Source organism: Micromonospora sp. NPDC005707 (genome assembly GCF_040631005.1).
Taxonomy (GTDB): domain Bacteria; phylum Actinomycetota; class Actinomycetes; order Mycobacteriales; family Micromonosporaceae; genus Micromonospora.
This window is the reverse complement of the sequence record NZ_JBEXYR010000014.1, coordinates 133,976-152,668: the sequence shown is the minus strand read 5'-3', so window position 1 is coordinate 152,668 and position 18,693 is coordinate 133,976. Positions and strand designations below refer to the sequence as shown.

Sequence of the window (18,693 nt, the reverse complement as noted above, 5' to 3'; positions counted from 1 at the left end):
GGTCAGTCGATTCCGTGGCTCTGGAGCCACATTTCCAGGAGTCCCAGCTGCCACAGCTTGTTTCCGTTCAACGGGGTCAGTTCGGCATTCGGGTCGGCGAGCAGCGCGTCGACGTAGTCGGCGCGGAACAGGTCGCGGCGGCGGGCCTCGGGCGCGGTGAGCGCGTCGCGTACCCGGTCGAGGAGCTTGTCCTCCAGGTGCGTGAGGCCCGGGACCGGGAAGTAGCCCTTCGGCCGGTCGATGACCTCGTGCGGCAGGACCCGCCGGCCGATCTCCTTGAGCACGCCCTTGCCGCCCTGGGCCAGCTTCAGCTCCGGCGGGCAGCTCGCGGCCAGCTCGACGAACTCGTGGTCGAGGAACGGCACCCGGGCCTCCAGCCCGTGGGCCATGGTCATGTTGTCGACCCGCTTCACCGGGTCGTCGGTGAGCATGACCTGCGTGTCGATGCGCAGGCCGGCGTCCACGGCGGTCTGCGCCCCGGGCCGGCCGAGGTGCGCGGCCACGAACTCCCGCGCCGGGTCGCCGTCGGCCAGCCACGCCGGGTTGAGCACCCGGGCCAGGCCGGCCGCGTCGCGGTCGAAGAACGCCGACGCGTACGTGTCGAGGGCCCGGTCCCGGTCGACACCGGCCAGCGGCGGGTACCAGTGGTAGCCGCCCAGGATCTCGTCCGCGCCCTGACCGGACTGGACCACCTTGACGTGCCGGGCGACCTCCTGGCTGAGCAGCCAGAACGCCACGCAGTCGTGGCTGACCATGGGTTCGCTCATGGCGGCGACGGCGGCCTCCAGCGGCGGCAGCAGGTCGCCGGTGGGCACCCGGATCTGGTGGTGGTCCGTGCCGAAGGTCTTCGCGACCAGGTCGGAGTAGACGAACTCGTCGCCCTCCCGGCCGCCCACCGCGTCGAAGCCGATGGAGAAGGTGGACAGCCCCGACTGCCCCTCGCCGGCCAGCAGCGCGACCACCAGGCTGGAGTCGAGGCCGCCGGAGAGCAGCACGCCCACCGGCACGTCGGCCACCATGCGGCGGCGGACGGCGGTGGTCAGCGACTCCAGCAGGGCGTCCTGCCAGTCCCGCTCGGACCAGCCGGCCCGCTCGGCGGCGCGGGTGAAGGCCGGATCCCAGTAGACCCGGTCGCGGGTGGTGCCGTCCGGCTCGTACACCCGGACCGTGGCCGGGGGGAGCTTGGCGACGCCGCGCAGGATGGTCCGCGGCGGCGGCACGATGCTGTGGAAGCTCAGGTAGTGGGCGAGCGCCACCGGGTCGATGCCGGTGTCGACGCCGCCGCCGGCGAGCAGCGCCGGCAGGGTCGAGGCGAAGCGCACCACGCCGGGGCTCTCGGCCAGGTAGAGCGGCTTGATGCCGAGCCGGTCCCGGGCCAGCACCAGGCGGCCGGTGTCCCGCTCGCTGATCGCCACCGCGAACATGCCGACCAGGTGGTCGACGAAGTCGAGCCCCCACTCGGCGTACGCCTTGACGACGACCTCGCTGTCGCCGGCCGAGAAGAAGCGGTGCCCCCGGGCCTGCAACTCCTCGCGCAGCTCGCGGTAGTTGTAGATGCAGCCGTTGAAGACGCCCGTCAGGCCGGCGGCGGCGTCCACGATCGGTTGGCCGCTGGCCGCGGACAGGTCGATGATCTTCAAGCGTCGGTGTCCGAGCGCTGTCTGTCCCTGGGACCAGACACCACTGTCGTCGGGCCCTCGGTCACTCATCGTGGCCGCCATCCGCTCCACGGCCGACACGTCGGCCCGGGAACCGTCACGGCGGAACTCTCCCGCTAGTCCGCACATGCGGGCCCATGCTGCCAGAGGTTGGTGCAGTTTGCCTGTTGAGACGATGACAGTCGTGTGACGGCTCGCTATCATGCGCCGCTACGTATGGTAGCCACCGTCTCGGACCGGCGGTTCCTGTCCCCCGGGCGACCGATGCCGGAAATGTGCCGGGCCCGCGGTGTGAAAAACACCGCAGGCCCGGAAACGGATCCGGGTCGCTCAGCCGGCGGTGCGGGCCACGCCGACCGGGCAGCTCAGCCCGTTGGGGCCGTGGTTGCAGTACCCGTTCGGGTTCTTGGTCGGCGCGAGGTACTGCTGGTGGTAGTCCTCGGCGAAGTAGTAGTCGCCGAGGCGGGCGATCTCCGTGGTGATCTCACCCTTGCCGGCCCGCGCCACGATCGGCGCGAAGGCGTCCCGCGAGGCCCGCGCGGTGGCCAACTGCTCGTCGGTGCTGGCGTAGATCGCCGACCGGTACTGCGTGCCGACGTCGTTGCCCTGGCGCATGCCCTGGGTCGGGTCGTGGTTCTCCCAGAAGACCTTGAGCAGGTCCTCGTAGCTGATCCTCGACGGGTCGTAGACCACCTGGACCACCTCGGCGTGCCCGGTCATCCCCGAGCAGACCTCCTCGTACGTCGGGTTGGTGGTGTAGCCACCCGCGTAGCCGGCCGACGTGGTGATGACGCCGGGGAGGGTCCAGAACAGCCGCTCGGCGCCCCAGAAACAGCCCATCCCGAAGACGGCGACCTGGGCGCCCTCGGGGAAGGGGCCCTTCAGCGAGGACGGCAGCACCTCGTGCCGGTCTGCGATCGGCATCGCGATCGGACGGCCCGGCAGGGCCCGGTCGGGAGAGATCATCTCGGCCTTGATGCGGCGAAGGAACACGGTGGGACTCCTCTCGTGGCTTTCCCAGCGTGTGCAACAGCGCCGGACCCCGGTTCCTTACCCCGAGGTTCCGGCCTCAGGCGAGCGCGGCGGCGACCCGGCCCGCGAAGTCCTCGGCGTCCGCGTCGTCGGCGTAGCGGGTCCGCGGCCAGAAGAAGCCGCGCAGCCCGTCGCCCTTCGTCCGGGGCACGACATGGGTGTGCAGGTGGGGGACCGACTGGGACACCTTGTTGTTCATGGCCACGAACGTCCCACCGGACCCCAGACCGGCCTCCACGGCCACGGCGAGCCGCTGCACCAGCCGGAAGTAGCCGGGCAGCGCGTCGGCCGGCAGGTCGGCCAGGGTGACCAGGTGGGTGCGCGGCACCACCAGCACGTGCCCCTTGAACACCGGCCGGGTGTCCAGGAAGGCCACCCCGTCCGCCTCGTCGGCGACCCGGAACGCCGGCACCTCGCCCGCCACGATCCCGCAGAACACGCACCCGCTCACCCCGCCAGGCTAGGCGCTGCCCCGCGGTCTTGCCCGTTCCGCGCGCCGATCTTGGCGACCTGCCGTTCGCGTGGAACGGCAACTCTCCAAGATCCACATCAAGGGATGGCGCGGGCACCGGGCGGGTTACACGCGGTGGGACGCCGCGGGCGGACTAACGTCTCGGGAATGAGTCACGGCTTCGAGACGCTCGCCATCCACGCCGGTCAGGACCCGGAGGCCCGCACCGGCGCGGTGATCCCGCCGATCTATCAGACCAGCACCTACGCCCAGGACGCCGTCGGCGCGCCCCGGGAGGGCTACGAGTACAGCCGCTCGGGCAACCCGACCCGGGACGCGCTCCAGGAGTGCCTGGCGGCACTGGAGGGCGGGCCCGTGGGGCTCGCCTTCGCCAGCGGCCTGGCCGCCGAGGACGCCCTGCTGCGGACCGTCTGCAAGCCGGGCGACCACGTGGTGATCCCGGACGACGCGTACGGCGGCACCTACCGGCTGTTCGCCAAGGTGGCCGAGCGCTGGGGGCTGGCGTACACCCCGGCGAAGGTCTCCGACCCGGACGCCGTCCGCGCCGCGATCCGTCCCGGCGCCACCCGGATCATCTGGGTGGAGACGCCGACCAACCCGCTGCTCGGCATCGCGGACATCGCCGCGCTGGCCGCCGTCGCGCACGAGGCCGACGCGCTGCTGGTGGTCGACAACACCTTCGCCTCGCCGTACCTCCAGCAGCCGATCGCGTTCGGCGCGGACGTGGTGGTGCACTCCACCACCAAGTACATCGGGGGACACTCCGACGTGGTCGGTGGCGCCCTGATCGCGGCCGACCGGGCGCTCGGCGAGGAACTGCGCTACCACCAGAACGCGATGGGCGCCGTGAACGGCCCGTTCGACGCGTGGCTCACCCTGCGCGGCATCAAGACCCTCGGGGTACGGATGGACCGGCACTGCGACAACGCCGAGCGGATCGCCGCCTACCTGGACGGTCACGCCAAGGTCGCGCAGGTCATCTACCCGGGCCTGCCCGCGCACCCGGGTCACGAGGTGGCCGCCAAGCAGATGCGCCGGTTCGGCGGGATGATCTCCTTCCGCGCGGCGGGCGGCGAGGAGCACGCCGTGGAGATCTGCAACCGGGCGAAGCTCTTCGTGCTCGCCGAGTCGCTCGGCGGGGTCGAATCCCTGATCGAGCACCCGGGACGCATGACACACGCGAGCGCTGCCGGCTCGCCGCTTGAAGTTCCCGGCGATCTCGTGCGACTGTCTGTCGGCATCGAGACGGTCGACGACCTGCTCGCCGATCTGGAGCAGGCGCTGGGCTGACCGCTGGCTGGGGAGGATGGCCGTGCAGGACATCATGCCGACGACCTGGGTGGGGGCGACCGCCAAGCAGATCGCCCGGGGCGTACGCCGGGGTGACGTGTCCGCCACCCAGGTCGTGGCCGACCACCTCGACCACATCGCCCGGGCCGACGCCGAGCTGGCCGCGTTCCGCTCGGTACGCGGCGGCGAGGCGATCGTCGAGGCCGAGAAGGTCGACGAGCAGGAGGACCTGGCCAACCTCCCCCTGGCCGGCGTGCCGGTGGCGGTCAAGGAGAACACCCCGGTGGCCGGCCTGCCGACGTGGAACGGGTCGGCCGCCGTGCGTACCCCCGTGGCGGAGGCCGACCACGAGGTGGTCCGCCGGCTGCGCGGCGCGGGCGCGGTGATCCTCGGGGTGACCCGGATGCCGGAGCTGGGCCTGTGGGCCCTCACCGACGACGAGACCGGGGTGACCCGCAACCCCTGGGACCCGGCGCGGACCCCGGGCGGCTCCTCGGGCGGTGCGGCCGCCGCGGTGGCGGCCGGGCTGGTGCCGATCGCGCACGGCAACGACGGCCTCGGGTCGATCCGCATTCCGGCCGCCTGCTGCGGGCTGGTCGGGCTCAAGCCCGGCCGGGGCGTGGTGCCCTGCCAGCTCGGCGCGGACGACTGGTTCGGCCTCACCGAGCACGGCATGCTGACCGGCACGGTGGCCGACGCGGTGGTCGGTTTCTCGGTGCTGGCCGGGCGCCGCCCGGACAAGCTGGTCCCGCCGCCGCGGCTGCGGGTGGGCGTCTCGCTGCGCTCCCCGGTGCGCGGCGTCTCGCCGGACGCGCCGAACCGGGACGCGGTCGCCGCCGCCGGCCGGCTGCTCGCCGCCGCCGGGCACGACACCGTCCCGGCCGACCCGGTCTACCCGACGCGGCTCGGGCTGCAGGGCATCGCCACCTGGTTCGCCGCGGCCGCCACCGAGGTGCAGGCCGCGGGCGTGGAGCGGCGCGGGCTGCAGCGGCGCAGCCGCCGGCACGTCGCGCTCGGCGAGTGGGCGCAGCGCCGGGGGTACGTGCGCGAGGCCGACCGGGCCGCCTGGCGCGAGCGGTCGGTGAACTTCTTCGCCGACCACTCGGTCGACCTGCTGCTCACCCCGGCGCTGGCCGGCCCGCCGCCGGAGGCCGCCGGCTGGTCCGGCCGCTCCTGGCTGGCGAACATGAAGGCCAACATCCGGTACGCCCCGTACGCCGCGCCCTGGAACATCGCCGGGCTGCCGGCGATCGTGGTGCCGGTCGGCCGCCGCCCGGACGGCCTGCCGGTCGCCGTGCAGTTCGTCGGCCCGCCCGGCTCGGAGCTGCTGCTGCTCGGCGTCGCCGGCCAGTTCGAGATGCAGGCGCCGTGGCAGCGGCACGCCCCCGGCTACCCCCGGGTCGGGACGGGGTCGCCGGCCCACGCATGATCGTCTAGCGTGTGCGCGACTTCCGTACGCGACCACGGGGACGACGCCGATGCACTGCCAGACCTGCGGGGCCGACAGCCCCACCGCCGGCGCCTGCCCGCGCTGCGGCGTCTCGCCGGACCGGCCCGCGCTCTCGCCGGGGATGCGGACCTTCGCGGTCCACGGGATCGGTGTGGCCGCGGCGATCGGGGTGGGCCTGACCGCGCTGCTGTACACCCTGGTGGCGCTGGCGCCGGCCCTGCACGTCCTGCTCACCCCGCCCGGCGGGGACCCGGGCGGGCAGCCGGTGCCGCTCGCCGCCGAGGGGCTGCTCTCCGTGGCGTACGTCGTGGTCTTCCTGACCACCGCCGCCCTGGTGATGGTCTGGATGTTCCGGGCCCGGAAGAACACGGATGCCTTCCCCGGCGGCCGGAAGGTCCTGGCCGCCCACTGGGCCATCACGGGCTGGTGGGTGCCGGTGGCCAGCCTCGCTGTGCCGTGCGTGGTCATGGCCGGCATCGTCCGGGACAGCCTCGACCGGGTGTGGCTGCGTGTCCTGGTCGGCGTCTGGTGGCTGGCCTGGCTGGCGTTCGGCATCGCCGATCTGGTGACCAGCATCGCCGACGTGGATGACCGGCTACGCCGCGCCGAGCAGGGGCTGGCACCGGGTCTCGACCAGTATCGGGACGCCGCGCTGCGCAACACCCTCCCGGCGCTGGCGGTTCTCGTCGCCGCGGCCGCGCTCGTCGCTGTCGTGCTGCGGGTCTCCGCCGCACAGCAGGCCCGCATCGACGGGGCCGCGTGGCGGGCGGCCCTGCTGTCCCCCGCGATCCCGCCGCAGCCGGTCACCGGACCGTCGCCGCAGGTGCCGGGTGACCCGACCGTGGCGTCGCCGCAGGTTCCGCCGGGGCCGGGTGGCACGATCGGGGCATGACGGAACTGGTCGGTCTCGCCGACGTACAGGCCGCGCGGGAACTGCTCGCCGGCGTCACCCGCACCACCCCGCTGGAGCCGTCGCGGCCGCTCAGCGCCGCGCTGGGCGGGCCGACCTGGCTCAAGTGCGAGAACGTGCAGCGCGCCGGGTCGTACAAGGTGCGGGGCGCGTACGTGCGGATCTCCCGGCTCTCCGCCGAGGAGCGGCAACGCGGGGTGGTCGCGGCGAGCGCCGGCAACCACGCCCAGGGTGTCGCGCTCGCCGCCGGCCTGGTCGGCGCGCACGCCACCGTCTTCATGCCGGTCAACGCGCCGCTGCCGAAGGTGGCCGCCACGAAGGGGTACGGGGCCCAGGTCGAACTGGTCGGCAACACGGTGGACGAGTCGCTGGTGGCGGCGCAGACCTTCGCCGAGCGGACCGGCGCGGTGTTCATCCACCCGTTCGACCACCGGGACGTCATCGCCGGTCAGGGCACGGTGGCCCTGGAGATCCTCGAACAGTGCCCGGACGTGAAGACCATCGTGACCGGGGTGGGCGGCGGCGGGCTGATCTCCGGTCTGGCGGTGGTCGCCAAGGCGCTGCGCCCCGACGTACGCGTGATCGGGGTGCAGGCGGCGAGCGCCGCGGCCTTCCCGCCCTCGCTGAAGGCCGGCGAGCCGGTCCGGCTGCCCTTCTTCTCGACGATCGCCGACGGGATCGCGGTCGGCCGCCCCGGTGAGCTGACCTTCACCCATGTCCGCAAGCTGGTCGACGAGATCGTCACGGTCTCCGAGGAGGACATCTCCCGGGCGTTGCTGATGCTGCTGGAGCGCGGCAAGCAGGTGGTGGAGCCGGCCGGCGCGGTCGGTGTGGCGGCGCTGCTGGCCGGTGTGGTGGAGGTCCAGGCGCCGGTGGTGGCGGTGCTGTCCGGCGGCAACATCGACCCGCTGCTGATGCTGCGGGTGATCGAGCACGGCCTGGCGGCGGCGGGTCGCTACCTGCGGGTGACCGTCCGCTGCACGGACCGGCCGGGCCAGCTCGCCTCGCTGCTCGGTGAGATCGCCGAGCACCGGGCCAACGTGGTCGACGTGGTGCACCAGCGGGCCAACCCCCACCTGCGGCTCGGCGAGGTCGAGGTGGCGCTCTCGGTGGAGACCCGCGGCGTGGAGCACTCGGACACGCTGATCAGCGCCCTGCGGGCCAGCGGCTACCAGGTGGTCTTCGCCGGGGAGGGCTGAGGGCGCCGCGGACACGACCGCCCCGGCCGGACGGTGCCGGTCGGGGCGGTCGGTGCGGTCGGATGTGGCTCGGGGCCGAGGAGCCTGTCAGCCTCGGTCGGGTCGGACCCGAGCCGTCCGGCGCGGGTCCGGAGCGGCTAGCCGGAGAACGGCTCGAACTTGACCACCGTCACCTTGATGTCGGCGCCGCTGGGCGCCGTGTAGGTGCAGGTCTGGCCCGCCTTGCCGCCCAGGATCGCCTTGCCGAGCGCCGACTCGGGGCTGTAGACGGTGAGGTCGGTCGTGGAGGCGATCTCGCGGGAGCCGAGCAGGAAGGTCTCCGTGTCGTCGGCGTCGTCGTCGAAGTAGATCGTCACGACCATGCCGGGCGACACGGCGTCGGCGCTCGGTGCCTCGCCGACCTTGGCCGTGCGGAGCAGCTCCTTCAGGTAGAGGATGCGGCCCTCCGCCTTGCCCTGCTCCTCGCGCGCGGCGTGGTAGCCGCCGTTCTCCCGCAGGTCGCCCTCCTCGCGCCGGGCGTTGATCTCGGCGGCGATGACCGGCCGGTTGGCGATCAGCTCGTCGAGCTCGCCCTGCAGGCGGTCGTACGCGTCCTGGGACAGCCAGGTCGCGGGCGCCTCGTTGTCATTGGTGGACACAGGCGATCTCCTCGGTTGGTGCGGACTGGCTGACAGGTGAACAACCAATTTACCAGTGCGGGCCACCTCGGGGTGTTGCCGATCACCCCGGGTGCCGGCCGTGGGACCCGGGGTGCGTGTCGTCCCGGCGCCGGGCCGGGCTGCCGGCTCAGCCGGCCGGCCGGCAGCGCAGCACCTCGCCGATGAAGGGCCGGGCGGTGGTGGGGACCTCCTGCCGGGACCGGACGTGGCGTTCACCGGGCGGGGCGGTCACCGTGGCCTCGATGTGGCCCACCTCGGCGCCGTCGTGGGAGCGGGCCCGCAGCAGGCACGTCGCGGAGCCGCCCTCCGGCACCGTCACCCGGAAGTCGACCACCACCCCGGAATCGGTGATGTCCGTGTAGGTGATCATCTCGGCACGGTAGTCGGGGTCGCCGTACTGGCTGTAGAGCCGGGCGGCGACCAGCCCGAGGAGCGCCAGCAGGACGGCCGCCACCAGCACGAGCAGGAGCGGACGGCGGCGCCCCGGCTCCCGGCGGCGGCCGTAGCGGCCGGGCGGGAAGACCGGTGCGTCCGATGGGAGTGTGGCGTGCGTCTCGCTCACCGGCGGGTATCTCCTGGCGTTGTTGTCGGCGGCATCGGCAAGAATGGCAAAGTCCATCTTCCCAGCCCGGCGCTGAGTCAAGAATGGCAGGTCGGCCCCGCCGCCGATCGGCCACACGGGGGCTTTCGCGGGCGCGGGGGGAGATTCCGGCAGGTCAGCCGGGCGGGCCCGGGCGGGCCGGGCCCGGTGGGCACAGACGAGGAGCGCCGAAGGTGGCAGAACGACTGCGGCTCATGGCGGTGCACGCCCATCCCGACGACGAGTCGAGCAAGGGCGCGGCCACCATGGCGAAATACGTCGCCGAGGGGGTGGATGTCCTGGTCGTCACCTGCACGGGTGGCGAGCGGGGCAGCGTGCTCAATCCCAAGATGGACCGGCCCGACGTGTGGGCCAACATCGGTGACATCCGCCGCGCCGAGATGGACGCGGCCCGGGCCATCCTCGGCATCGAGCAGGCGTGGCTCGGCTTCGTCGACTCCGGGCTGCCCGAGGGCGACCCGCTGCCGCCGCTGCCGGAGGGCTGCTTCGCCCTGGAGGAGGTCGAGGTCGCGGCGGCCCCGCTGGTGCGGCTCATGCGCCAGTTCCGTCCGCACGTCGTCACCACGTACGACGAGGAGGGCGGCTACCCGCACCCCGACCACATCATGACCCACAAGGTGACGGTGGCGGCCTTCGAGGCCGCCGGCGACCCGGACCGCCACCCCGAGCTGGGCGAGCCGTGGCAGCCGCTCAAGCTCTACTACGACGTGGGCTTCTCGCGGGCGAAGATCATGGCCCTGCACGAGGCGATGCTCGCCGCCGGCCTGGAGTCGCCGTACGGGGAGTGGATGAAGCGCTGGGAGGATCGTCCCGACAAGGGCGAGCGGATCACCACCCGGGTCGACTGCGCCGAATACTTCCCGGTCCGCGACGACGCGCTGCGCGCCCACGCCACCCAGATCGACCCCGACGGCTTCTGGTTCCAGGTGCCCATGGACCTGCAGCAGCGCGCCTGGCCGACCGAGGACTTCCAGCTCGCCCGCTCGATGGTGGACAGCCCGCTGCCCGAGTCCGACCTCTTCGCCGGAGTGCGCGAGACGTGCCATGCCCGCTGATTCCCCGGCGGGCTACGCTGGTCCTCAGCCGCACATCGGAGGAACACCATGCTGACCACCGCCCAGGTGCTCGCGGAGAACAACTTCGGTGACACCCGCACGGGTGGTCTGGCCGGCCCGATGGGCCTCTTCCTCATCGTGCTGCTGGCCACCGCCACCGTCCTGCTGATCCGCAACATGAACGCCCGGCTGCGCCGGCTGCCCGACCGGTTCCCCCAGCAGGCCGGCCCGGTCGAGCCGGGCCGGACCGACGCGTCAGTCGCGGATCCGACAGACGGGACCGCCGAGCAGGATTCACCGACGAACGCCCCCAACGGCTCCCAGCAGCGCCGGAACGGCTGAACACCGCGTGAATCACGCCGAAGCCGGTCGTCAACCCCTGTTGCGACCACCGGGTTTGGCTTAGCCTTCCGCCGGGGGGACCGAAAGGCCCTGAGCCGTGCGCGGAAGGGGGGCGCCGATGTCGATGGCAGCAACCGCCCCCGATCGTGCCCCGGGGCCGCCGCCTGACGGGGTGGGCCGGTGACTTCCGGCCGGGCCGGCGATCCCCCCGATCGGCTGGGTCTGCGCGGCACACCGGTCGGAGTGATCCTGCTGACCTCGGCCGTCGCGGTCACCGCCGTGGTGGCGGCCGTGGTCGGCCTCACCGTCCCCGCCCACCTGCCGCCGGACGACCCGCTGCCCGGGTTCGTCCGGTTCGGCCTCGCCGTCGCGGCGTTCGCCGTGGCTCAGCTCGCCCGGCTGCGGTTCCGCACCGCCTCGGGCATGGTCAGCATCACCTGGGGCGAGGCGGCCCTCGTCGTCTGCCTCTACCTGGTGCCGGCCGGCTGGCTGCCGGCCGCCGCCCTGCTCGGCGCCGGCGCGGCGTGGACGACCATGTCCCTGGCCGCCGACCGCCGGTCCGCGCTGGAGCTGGTCCGGATCGCCGGCTCGCTCTGCGCCGCGACCGCGCTCGCCGCCGCCGTCGCCAGCGCGCTCGGCCGGCCGCTGCTCGCCGCGCCCACCCCCGAGCTGGCCCTCGCCCTGACCGCCGGCGCGGTGGTCTACCTGCTCACCACCGCCTGGCTGGGCGGCGCCGGCCTCGCCCTGCTGCACGGCATCCCGATCGGGCCGCCGCTGCTCGCCGCGCTCCGCGGCAAGCTGCTCATGTTCGTCGGCAACGTGGCGGTCGGCCTGGTGGTGGTCACCCTGCTGGAGCTCGACCCGCGCTGGCTGCTGCTCCTGCCACCGCCACTCTGGCTGCTCCAGCAGACCTACCGGCACCGGCTCCGGGCCGACCAGGAGCGGCGCACCTGGCGGGCCTTCGCCGAGGCCACCGCCGCCCTCAACCAGCTCGACGAGCGGGGCGTGGCGACCGCCGCGGTGACCGGGGCGCTCACCCTGTTCGGCGCCGAGCTGGTCGAGGTGGACGTGGCCCGCGGCGACGCCCGCTGGCGCCGCTACCGCGCGGACACCGGCGCGCAGGTGCGCGACCGCGAGGTGGAGCCGCCGTCGGCCACCGCGTCGGGCGAGCACGAGCTGGTCCGGCGGCTCACCGTGGGCAGCGCCGAGGTCGGCCAGCTGCGGGTCAGGTTCCCCCGGTCCGCCCCGCCCAGCGCCCGGGAACGGGACGGCGTCGCGGCGTTCGGCGACGCGCTGGCCGCCGCCCTGCACGACGCCGCGACCCACCGCGAGCTGCGGCTGGTCACCGCCCGCTCGTCGTACGAGGCGGTGCACGACCAGCTCACCGGGCTGCTCAACCGGGCCGCCCTGCTGGCCAAGGGCGACCAGGCGTTGCGGCAGCGCGCCCACGACCATCCGGTGGCGCTGCTGCTGCTCGACATCAACCAGTTCAAAGAGGTCAACGACACGCTAGGGCACGCGGCCGGCGACCAGCTGCTGCGGCTGGCCGCGAGCCGGCTGACCACCATCGCCCGTCCCGGCGACCTGCTCGGGCGGCTCGGCGGCGACGAGTTCGCCCTGCTGCTCACCACGGTTCCGGTGGTCGACGACCGGGCCGCCCCGCTGGCGTACGCGCTGAGGCAGGCCCGGGAGATCGCCGAGCGGCTCGCCGCGCCGACCGAGGTGGCCGGGGTGCGCATGTCGGTCGAGGTGGCGGTCGGCGTGGTGGTCGCCGACGCGGGCACCGCCGACCTGACCGAGCTGCTGCGCCGGGCCGACATCGCCATGTACCAGGCGAAGGAGGGCGGCGGCAGCGTCGCCGCGTACGACAGCTCCCGCGACGCGGCGAGCACCGACCACCTGGCGCTGCTCGCGGAGCTGCGGGAGGCCCTGGAGGCCGACGACCAGCTGGTGCTGGCGTTGCAGCCGGCGGTGGACCTGGCCACCGGCGCGCCGACCGGGGTGGAGGCGCTGATCCGCTGGCGGCACCCGCGCCGGGGCTGGCTCGGCCCGGCGGACTTCATCCGGCCGGTGGAGAACAGCGAGCAGCTCGGCAGCTTCACCCGCTACGTGCTGGACAAGGCCCTCGCGGTGGCGGCCGACTGGGCGCGCGAGGGGCTGGACATCCCGATCTCGGTGAACCTGTCGGCGCGCAGCCTGCTCGACCCCCGGCTGCCGGCCGAGATCGGCGAGGCGCTGCGCCGGCACCAGGTCCCGCCGCACCGGCTGGTCCTGGAGATCACCGAGACGGTGGTGATGAGCGAGCTGGAGGTCATCGACGAGGTGCTCGCCACCCTCCGCTCGATGGGCGTGCAGCTCGCCGTGGACGACTTCGGCACGGGGTTCTCCTCGCTGACGTTCCTGACCCGGATCGCGGTCGACGAGTTGAAGGTGGACCGCTCCTTCGTGATCCGGATGGCCGACTCCCCGGAGGCGGCCGCGATCGTGCGGACGACCGTCGGGCTGGCCCACGAGCTGGGGTTGCGGGTGGTGGCGGAGGGCGTCGAGACCGCCGAGCAGCGGACCGCCCTGGCCGAGTTGGGCTGCACCGCCGCCCAGGGCTACCACTTCTTCAAGCCGATGCCGGCGGACAAGATCGGCGCGGTGCTCGGGTCGCTGGTGGACACCGCGCGCGGCAACGTCTTCCCGTTGCGCGCCGACGGCGCCTCCTGACCGTCCCGCCCCGCCGGAGCCGCTCGCCCCGGCGGCGCGGGCCGGCCGGTCGCGTGCTCAGCCGCGGGGCAGCACGTCGTCGAGGACGATGGGCAGGGCCGCCCAGTCCGCGGAGGCGATGCTGGCGTGCGCCCCGGCCAGCTCGGCCACCCGGGCCGCCGCCGCGTCGGCGTCGCCTGCGCCCACGGCCGGCGGGACGTTCTGCGCGTCGGTCATCACCAGCAGGTAGTGGTTGGCGTCGTACCAGGCGGTGTCGATGCCCCCGGTGACGTACGCCGTGGCGTCGCCGTCGAAGAGCACGAACCAGGGCCGCAGGCTCGCGTCGGCGTACCGGGTCCGCGGGTCGCCGGCCTGCGCCCGGTGCACGGCCGGGAAGGTGCGGGCCGTGCCCAGCGTGCCGGCCGCCGCGAGGCCGGCCAGGTGGCGGGCGTACTCGACGTCGGTCCAGAGGGTGTCGGTCGGGTTGCCCTCCTCGACGGTGCCGGGGATCAGCTCGACGATCACCCGGCCGGCGAGCTGCGCCCGGCTGGGCCAGGCGTCGGCGCGCGCGGCGGCGTCCAGGTTGGCGTGCCCGCCGAGCAGGTCGGCCGGGCGGAACACCCGGTCGCCGAGCCGCGCGGCGAGCACCGCGTCGAGCTGGGCCGGCCCCTGCCCGGTACGCCCGCTGAAGCCGGTCTTCAGCTCCAGCTTGAGGACCAGCGGGCCGGCGTCGGGGTGGGCGCCCAGCCACAGCCGGATGTCGTCGAGGCAGTGCTCCAGGTTCCGGTTCCGGGTGCCCGTGTAGAGCTGGGCGGCGCTCGTGGCGGCCACGCAGTTGTTGTCGTTGCCGAGCGGGTTGGAGTGGCTGACCCGCCACTGCCGGGTCAGCACGTCCGGCCAGACGTCCAGCTCGATCAGCCCGGGCCGGGCGTCGAGCGCCTGCGCCAGGTAGGGGTAGGTGCCGCGCTCGTACGTGTTGTGGATCCCGACACCGGTGGCGGCGGAGAACCGGGGGTCCGGCGGGACCGCGGCGGTCGCGGTGCCGGGGGCCAGCACCGGTCCGGCGAGGGCGGCGAGGGCGAGCAGGGCGGGGAGTCTGCGCATGAACCGTCTCCTTCGGACGGCCCGGCGGCGCCGGGCATGCGCTGATTCAAATCAACAAAGATGAATATCGGAAGGACGGATGGTGTCCCCGTCGCGGCACCGACGCCGGGCCCGGACGGGACAGCGCGATCGGTGGCCGTTCCCGCCGAGCCCGGTGCGATTCCGGCCGGGCGATGCGAGCATCCTGAGGGGCGGGGAGGTGGCTCCCCGGCCCGGCCGGTCCACTCCGGCGGCGTGGCCGGGGTGCGGCCGATATGGTCGTCGGGTGAACCGACTCGCCGACGCCACCTCGCCCTACCTGCTCCAGCACGCCGACAACCCGGTCGACTGGTGGCCCTGGTGCGACGAGGCGTTCGCCGAGGCGAAGCGGCGCGACGTCCCGGTGCTCATCTCGGTCGGTTACGCGGCCTGCCACTGGTGCCACGTCATGGCGCACGAGTCGTTCGAGAACGAGGGCGTCGCCCAGCTCATGAACGACGACTTCGTCTGCGTCAAGGTGGACCGGGAGGAGCGGCCCGACGTCGACGCCGTCTACATGACGGCCACCCAGGCGATGACCGGCCAGGGCGGCTGGCCCATGACGGTCTTCGCCACCCCGGACGGCACCCCGTTCTTCTGCGGCACCTACTTCCCCCGGCCGAACTTCATCCGGCTGCTCGGTTCGGTGGCCACCGCCTGGCGCGACCAGCGGGAGGCGGTGCTGCGTCAGGGCGCCGCCGTGGTCGAGGCGATCGGCGGCGCGCAGGCCGTGGGCGGCCTGACCGCGCCGCTCACCGCCGAGCTGCTGGACGCCGCCGCCGACCAGCTCGCCTCCGAGTACGACGAGACGAACGGCGGTTTCGGTGGCGCGCCGAAGTTCCCGCCGCACATGAACCTGCTCTTCCTGCTCCGGCACCACCAGCGCACCGGTTCGCCCCGGAGCCTGGAGATCGTCCGGCACACCTGCGAGGCGATGGCCCGCGGTGGCCTGCACGACCAGCTCGCCGGCGGCTTCGCCCGCTATTCGGTGGACGGGCACTGGACGGTGCCGCACTTCGAGAAGATGCTCTACGACAACGCCCTGCTGCTGCGGGTCTACACGCAGCTCTGGCGGCTCACCGGGGACCGGCTGGCCCGGCGGGTGGCCCGCGACACGGCCCGGTTCCTCGCCGACGAGCTGCACCGGGCCGGCGAGGGGTTCGCCTCGGCGCTGGACGCCGACACCGAGGGGGTCGAGGGCCTCACCTACGTCTGGACCCCGGCCCAGCTGGTCGAGGTGCTGGGGGAGGAGGACGGCCGCTTCGCGGCCGACCTGTTCGAGGTGACCGAGCAGGGCACCTTCGCTCCTCACTCCGACTCCGCGCCGCAGGGCGGCGCTCCGGACGGAGAGAGGGGCGTCGAGCACGGCACCAGCGTGCTGAGGCTGGCCCGGGACATCGACGACGCCGACCCTTCGGTGCGCCGGCGCTGGCAGGAGGTGGTGGGCCGGCTGCTCGCGGCGCGGGACACCCGCCCCCAGCCGGCCCGGGACGACAAGGTGGTGGCCGCCTGGAACGGGCTGGCGATCACGGCGATCGCCGAGTTCCAGCAGGTCGCGGCGCTCTGTGCGGCCCCCGACGACGAGGACGCCAACCTCATGGAGGGCGTCACCATCGTGGCCGACGGCGCGATGCGGGACGCCGCCGAGCACCTGGCGGCCGTGCACGTGGTGGACGGCCGGCTGCGCCGGGTCTCCCGCGACAAGGTGGTCGGCGAGCCGGCCGGCGTGCTGGAGGACTACGGCTGCGTGGCCGAGGCGTTCTGCGCGCTGCACCAGCTGACCGGCGAGGGCCGCTGGCTCGTCCTGGCCGGGCAGCTGCTCGACGTGGCGCTGGCCCGGTTCGCCGCACCGGACGGCGGCTTCTACGACACCGCCGACGACGCCGAGCGCCTGGTCACCCGACCGGCGGACCCGACCGACAACGCCACCCCGGCCGGCCGCTCGGCGATCGCCGCGGCGCTGGTCGCGTACGCGGCGTTGACGGGGGAGACCCGGTACCGGGAGGCGGCCGACGCGGCCCTGTCGACGGTCGCGCCGATCGTCGCCCGGCACGCCCGGTTCACCGGCTACGCGGCCACGGTCGGCGAGGCGGTGCTGTCCGGGCCGTACGAGATCGCGGTGGTGACGGACGACCCGGTGGGCGACCCGCTGGCGTCGGCCGCGCTCCGGCACGCCCCGCCCGGGGCCGTGGTGGTGGCGGGCCGTGCCGACCAGCCCGGTGTGCCGCTGCTGGCCGGCCGGCCGGCGCTGGGCGGGCGGCCCACCGCGTACGTCTGCCGGGGGTTCGTCTGTGACCGGCCGGTGACCACGGTCGAGGATCTGGTCGCCCAGCTCAGCTGACCGGCTCCTCGCCCCCGGCCGCCGGGCGCAGCGGCTCGGGGAGCGCGTCGAACCACTCCAGCACCGCCCGCTCGTACGCCAGCCCGAAGCGCAGCGTGGCCACCGCGTACGGTTCGACCTCGTCCGCCTCCGGGGGGAGCAGCGCGGCCGCGGCCTGGTAGTCGGCCAGCCGTGCGGCGTGGGCGGCCCGGTGCGCGCCGAGGTAGCCGGCGAGCCGTTCCGGCGGCAGGTGCCGGCCGAAGAGCACGGTCAGCAGCAGCGGGAACCGGATCGTCTCGTCCGCCGGGGGTCGGGCCGCCCACTCGGCGAACGCCCGGCGCCCCGCCTCGGTGATCTCGTACGGCTGCCGGTCGCGTCGGCCCCGCTCGCCGGCCCGGACCAGCCCGGTGGCCGCCATCGCGGTCAGTTCCCGGTAGACCTGGCTCTGGGTCAGCGACCAGAACGCCCCGATCCGCTGCTGGGCGACGGTGACCAGGTCCCAGCCGGTCAGCGGGCCGTCGTGCAGGAAGCCCAGCAGCGAGGCGGCGGTGGCGTTCAGCGGCCGGTCCGGCATGGGTCGGTTCTCCTTCGGCGAATCTCCTTGACATCCCATTGTGTCAGGTCCGATGCTGGACCCATCGACCTCCCACATTGGGATGTCGCGGGAGGGGGACCCGTGCACACCGTTCTCGTCGTGCTCCACGCCGCCAGCGGCATCACCGGGCTGCTGCTGGCGCTGCCCGTGCTGCTCGCGCCGAAGCGGCGCGGCCGGCACACCCTGCTCGGCCGGGTCTACGCGGGGGCCGCCGTCGGCCTCAGCCTCAGCGCCTTCGGGCTCTTCGCCTACGACCCGGGCCGCCTGTGGGGGCTGGCCGTGCTCGGCGCGCTCACCCTCGGCTGGCTGGTCGGCGGCCTCTGGTTCGCCCGGCGCCGGCCGCGCGGGCTGGGCGGCCGGGGCTGGCGGATCTGGCACCTCAACCTGATGGGCAGCACGGTCATCGCCTTCGTCACCGGGTTCGCCGTGCAGATGACCGGCGGCCACCTGGTCGCCTGGCTCGCCCCGACCGTGCTCGGTTCGCTGCTGATCGCCCGGACCACCGCCCGCGAGCTTGCCCGAGCACCCCGCCGCATCGCCGTCGCCACGACGAGCTGACCCGGGCCGCCGTGCCGCCGCCTCGGCTGACGATCACGGCCAGAGCAGGTCGCGGCTCCACGCGTCGGTGGTCCGCCGGTACCGCAGCCGGACGTGCCGGCGTTCCCGGTCGGCCTGCCAGAACTCGACGCTCGCCGGAGTCACCGAGTAGACCGTGTGCCCCTCGGCGACCAGCCCGGGATCGGCGGCCAGCCGGGCGCGCACCTCGGCCAGCTCGCGATCCAGCTCGGCGCGGTCGGCGAGGACGGCGCTCTGCCGGCCGGCCAGGGTCGCGATCCGAGAGCCCTCCGGCCGGGCCAGGAAGTCCCGGCGGGAGACGGCGGGGTCGGCGGGCCGGGCGGTGCCACGTACCCGGACCTGCCGGCCCTGCTCCCGCCAGTGGAAGCCGAGCGCGACGCGGGGGTTGCCGGCGATCTGCCTCCCCTTGGCGCTGGTGGAGGTGGTGGCGAAGTGCCAGCCGGTGGCGTCCAGGTCTTTCAGGATCAGTACCCGCGCGTCGGGCGCGCCGTCGGCGTCGACCGTCGCGACCGTCATGGCGTGCGGCTCGTCCACGCCGGCGGCGACCGCTTCGGCGAGCCAGTCGGCGAAGAGGGTGGTGGGCTCCGCCGGTACGTCGGTCGGGTCGAAGGACGGCATGTCATGGGCCAGCACCGGCAGGCCGCGGAGCAGATCGCGGGTCGTCATGGGGTGATCCTGTCAACCGGGCGCCGGTCCTCCCAGGTCCGGCCCTCCGGGCCGT

At 74.1% G+C, this 18,693-nt stretch carries 17 protein-coding genes; 9 read left to right on the top strand and 8 right to left on the bottom strand.

The features are described 5' to 3' along the window. Positions 1–2 precede the first annotated feature (2 nt). From ABZ452_RS25530 to ABZ452_RS25520, 3 genes are all read right to left on the bottom strand, one after another. The gene (locus ABZ452_RS25530; RefSeq protein ID WP_357947701.1) at positions 3–1,787 is read right to left on the bottom strand and encodes an N-acetylglutaminylglutamine amidotransferase; all 1,785 of its coding nucleotides are present in this window, start codon (positions 1,785–1,787) and stop codon (positions 3–5) included. A gap of 201 nt (positions 1,788–1,988) precedes the next feature. Further along, positions 1,989–2,651: a peptide-methionine (S)-S-oxide reductase MsrA gene (msrA, locus tag ABZ452_RS25525; RefSeq protein ID WP_357947698.1), complete on the bottom strand. Its 663-nt coding sequence runs from the start codon at positions 2,649–2,651 to the stop codon at positions 1,989–1,991. A 76-nt stretch (positions 2,652–2,727) separates the two neighbouring features. Further along, the gene (locus tag ABZ452_RS25520; RefSeq protein ID WP_357947695.1) at positions 2,728–3,141 is read right to left on the bottom strand and encodes an HIT domain-containing protein; all 414 of its coding nucleotides are present in this window, start codon (positions 3,139–3,141) and stop codon (positions 2,728–2,730) included. A gap of 168 nt (positions 3,142–3,309) precedes the next feature. Here ABZ452_RS25520 and ABZ452_RS25515 point away from each other — a divergent pair, with 168 nt between their 5' ends. Genes ABZ452_RS25515 through ilvA form a run of 4 tightly spaced genes read left to right on the top strand, consistent with a single transcriptional unit; the run spans position 3,310 to position 8,011 of the window. Further along, positions 3,310–4,452 (top strand): cystathionine gamma-synthase, encoded by a 1,143-nt coding sequence (locus tag ABZ452_RS25515; protein ID WP_357947692.1) that lies wholly within the window; start codon positions 3,310–3,312, stop codon positions 4,450–4,452. A 16-nt stretch (positions 4,453–4,468) separates the two neighbouring features. Next, positions 4,469–5,881, top strand: a complete 1,413-nt coding sequence (locus ABZ452_RS25510; protein ID WP_357947689.1) for an amidase family protein — start codon at positions 4,469–4,471, stop codon at positions 5,879–5,881. 49 nt (positions 5,882–5,930) lie between these two features. Next, complete coding sequence (locus ABZ452_RS25505) at positions 5,931–6,794, top strand: DUF4328 domain-containing protein (RefSeq protein ID WP_357947686.1); 864 nt, start codon at positions 5,931–5,933, stop codon at positions 6,792–6,794. Continuing rightward, entirely contained in the window at positions 6,791–8,011 is a 1,221-nt protein-coding gene (ilvA, locus tag ABZ452_RS25500; protein WP_357947683.1) for a threonine ammonia-lyase, read from the top strand. Before ABZ452_RS25505 ends, ilvA begins: the two co-directional genes overlap by 4 nt. 137 nt (positions 8,012–8,148) lie before the next feature. On the opposite strand, the gene greA is transcribed toward ilvA, so the two are convergent. Beyond that, positions 8,149–8,649, bottom strand: coding sequence for a transcription elongation factor GreA (gene greA / locus ABZ452_RS25495; protein WP_357947680.1), 501 nt, complete (start codon positions 8,647–8,649; stop codon positions 8,149–8,151). 148 nt (positions 8,650–8,797) lie between these two features. Continuing rightward, positions 8,798–9,232, bottom strand: coding sequence for a DUF4307 domain-containing protein (locus tag ABZ452_RS25490; RefSeq protein ID WP_357947677.1), 435 nt, complete (start codon positions 9,230–9,232; stop codon positions 8,798–8,800). Positions 9,233–9,444: 212 nt separating this feature from the next. Between ABZ452_RS25490 and mca the strand changes: the two genes are divergently transcribed. From mca to ABZ452_RS25475, 3 genes are all read left to right on the top strand, one after another. Further along, positions 9,445–10,326 (top strand): mycothiol conjugate amidase Mca, encoded by an 882-nt coding sequence (mca, locus tag ABZ452_RS25485; RefSeq protein ID WP_357947674.1) that lies wholly within the window; start codon positions 9,445–9,447, stop codon positions 10,324–10,326. 48 nt (positions 10,327–10,374) lie between these two features. Next, positions 10,375–10,668 carry a hypothetical protein gene (locus tag ABZ452_RS25480; protein ID WP_357947671.1) on the top strand — a complete coding sequence of 98 codons (294 nt, stop codon included), beginning with the start codon at positions 10,375–10,377 and terminating at the stop codon, positions 10,666–10,668. Between the two features lie 216 nt (positions 10,669–10,884). Continuing rightward, positions 10,885–13,380 carry a bifunctional diguanylate cyclase/phosphodiesterase gene (locus tag ABZ452_RS25475; protein ID WP_357947777.1) on the top strand — a complete coding sequence of 832 codons (2,496 nt, stop codon included), beginning with the start codon at positions 10,885–10,887 and terminating at the stop codon, positions 13,378–13,380. Between the two features lie 57 nt (positions 13,381–13,437). Here the strand turns inward: ABZ452_RS25475 and ABZ452_RS25470 are convergent, their stop codons facing one another. Then, positions 13,438–14,463: a phosphatidylinositol-specific phospholipase C domain-containing protein gene (locus tag ABZ452_RS25470; protein ID WP_357947668.1), complete on the bottom strand. Its 1,026-nt coding sequence runs from the start codon at positions 14,461–14,463 to the stop codon at positions 13,438–13,440. 265 nt (positions 14,464–14,728) lie between these two features. Here ABZ452_RS25470 and ABZ452_RS25465 point away from each other — a divergent pair, with 265 nt between their 5' ends. Beyond that, positions 14,729–16,822 (top strand): thioredoxin domain-containing protein, encoded by a 2,094-nt coding sequence (locus ABZ452_RS25465; RefSeq protein ID WP_357947665.1) that lies wholly within the window; start codon positions 14,729–14,731, stop codon positions 16,820–16,822. Here ABZ452_RS25465 and ABZ452_RS25460 read toward each other — a convergent pair. Further along, a complete protein-coding gene (locus ABZ452_RS25460; protein WP_357947662.1) occupies positions 16,815–17,375 on the bottom strand; it encodes a PadR family transcriptional regulator in 561 nt (186 codons plus the stop codon). The genes ABZ452_RS25465 and ABZ452_RS25460 overlap by 8 nt on opposite strands. Positions 17,376–17,477: 102 nt before the next feature. On the opposite strand from ABZ452_RS25460, the gene ABZ452_RS25455 reads away from it, so the two are divergent. Beyond that, complete coding sequence (locus ABZ452_RS25455) at positions 17,478–17,954, top strand: hypothetical protein (protein ID WP_357947659.1); 477 nt, start codon at positions 17,478–17,480, stop codon at positions 17,952–17,954. Positions 17,955–17,987: 33 nt separating this feature from the next. Here the strand turns inward: ABZ452_RS25455 and ABZ452_RS25450 are convergent, their stop codons facing one another. Beyond that, positions 17,988–18,638: a pyridoxal 5'-phosphate synthase gene (locus ABZ452_RS25450; protein WP_357947656.1), complete on the bottom strand. Its 651-nt coding sequence runs from the start codon at positions 18,636–18,638 to the stop codon at positions 17,988–17,990. Between the last annotated feature and the right edge of the window lie 55 nt (positions 18,639–18,693).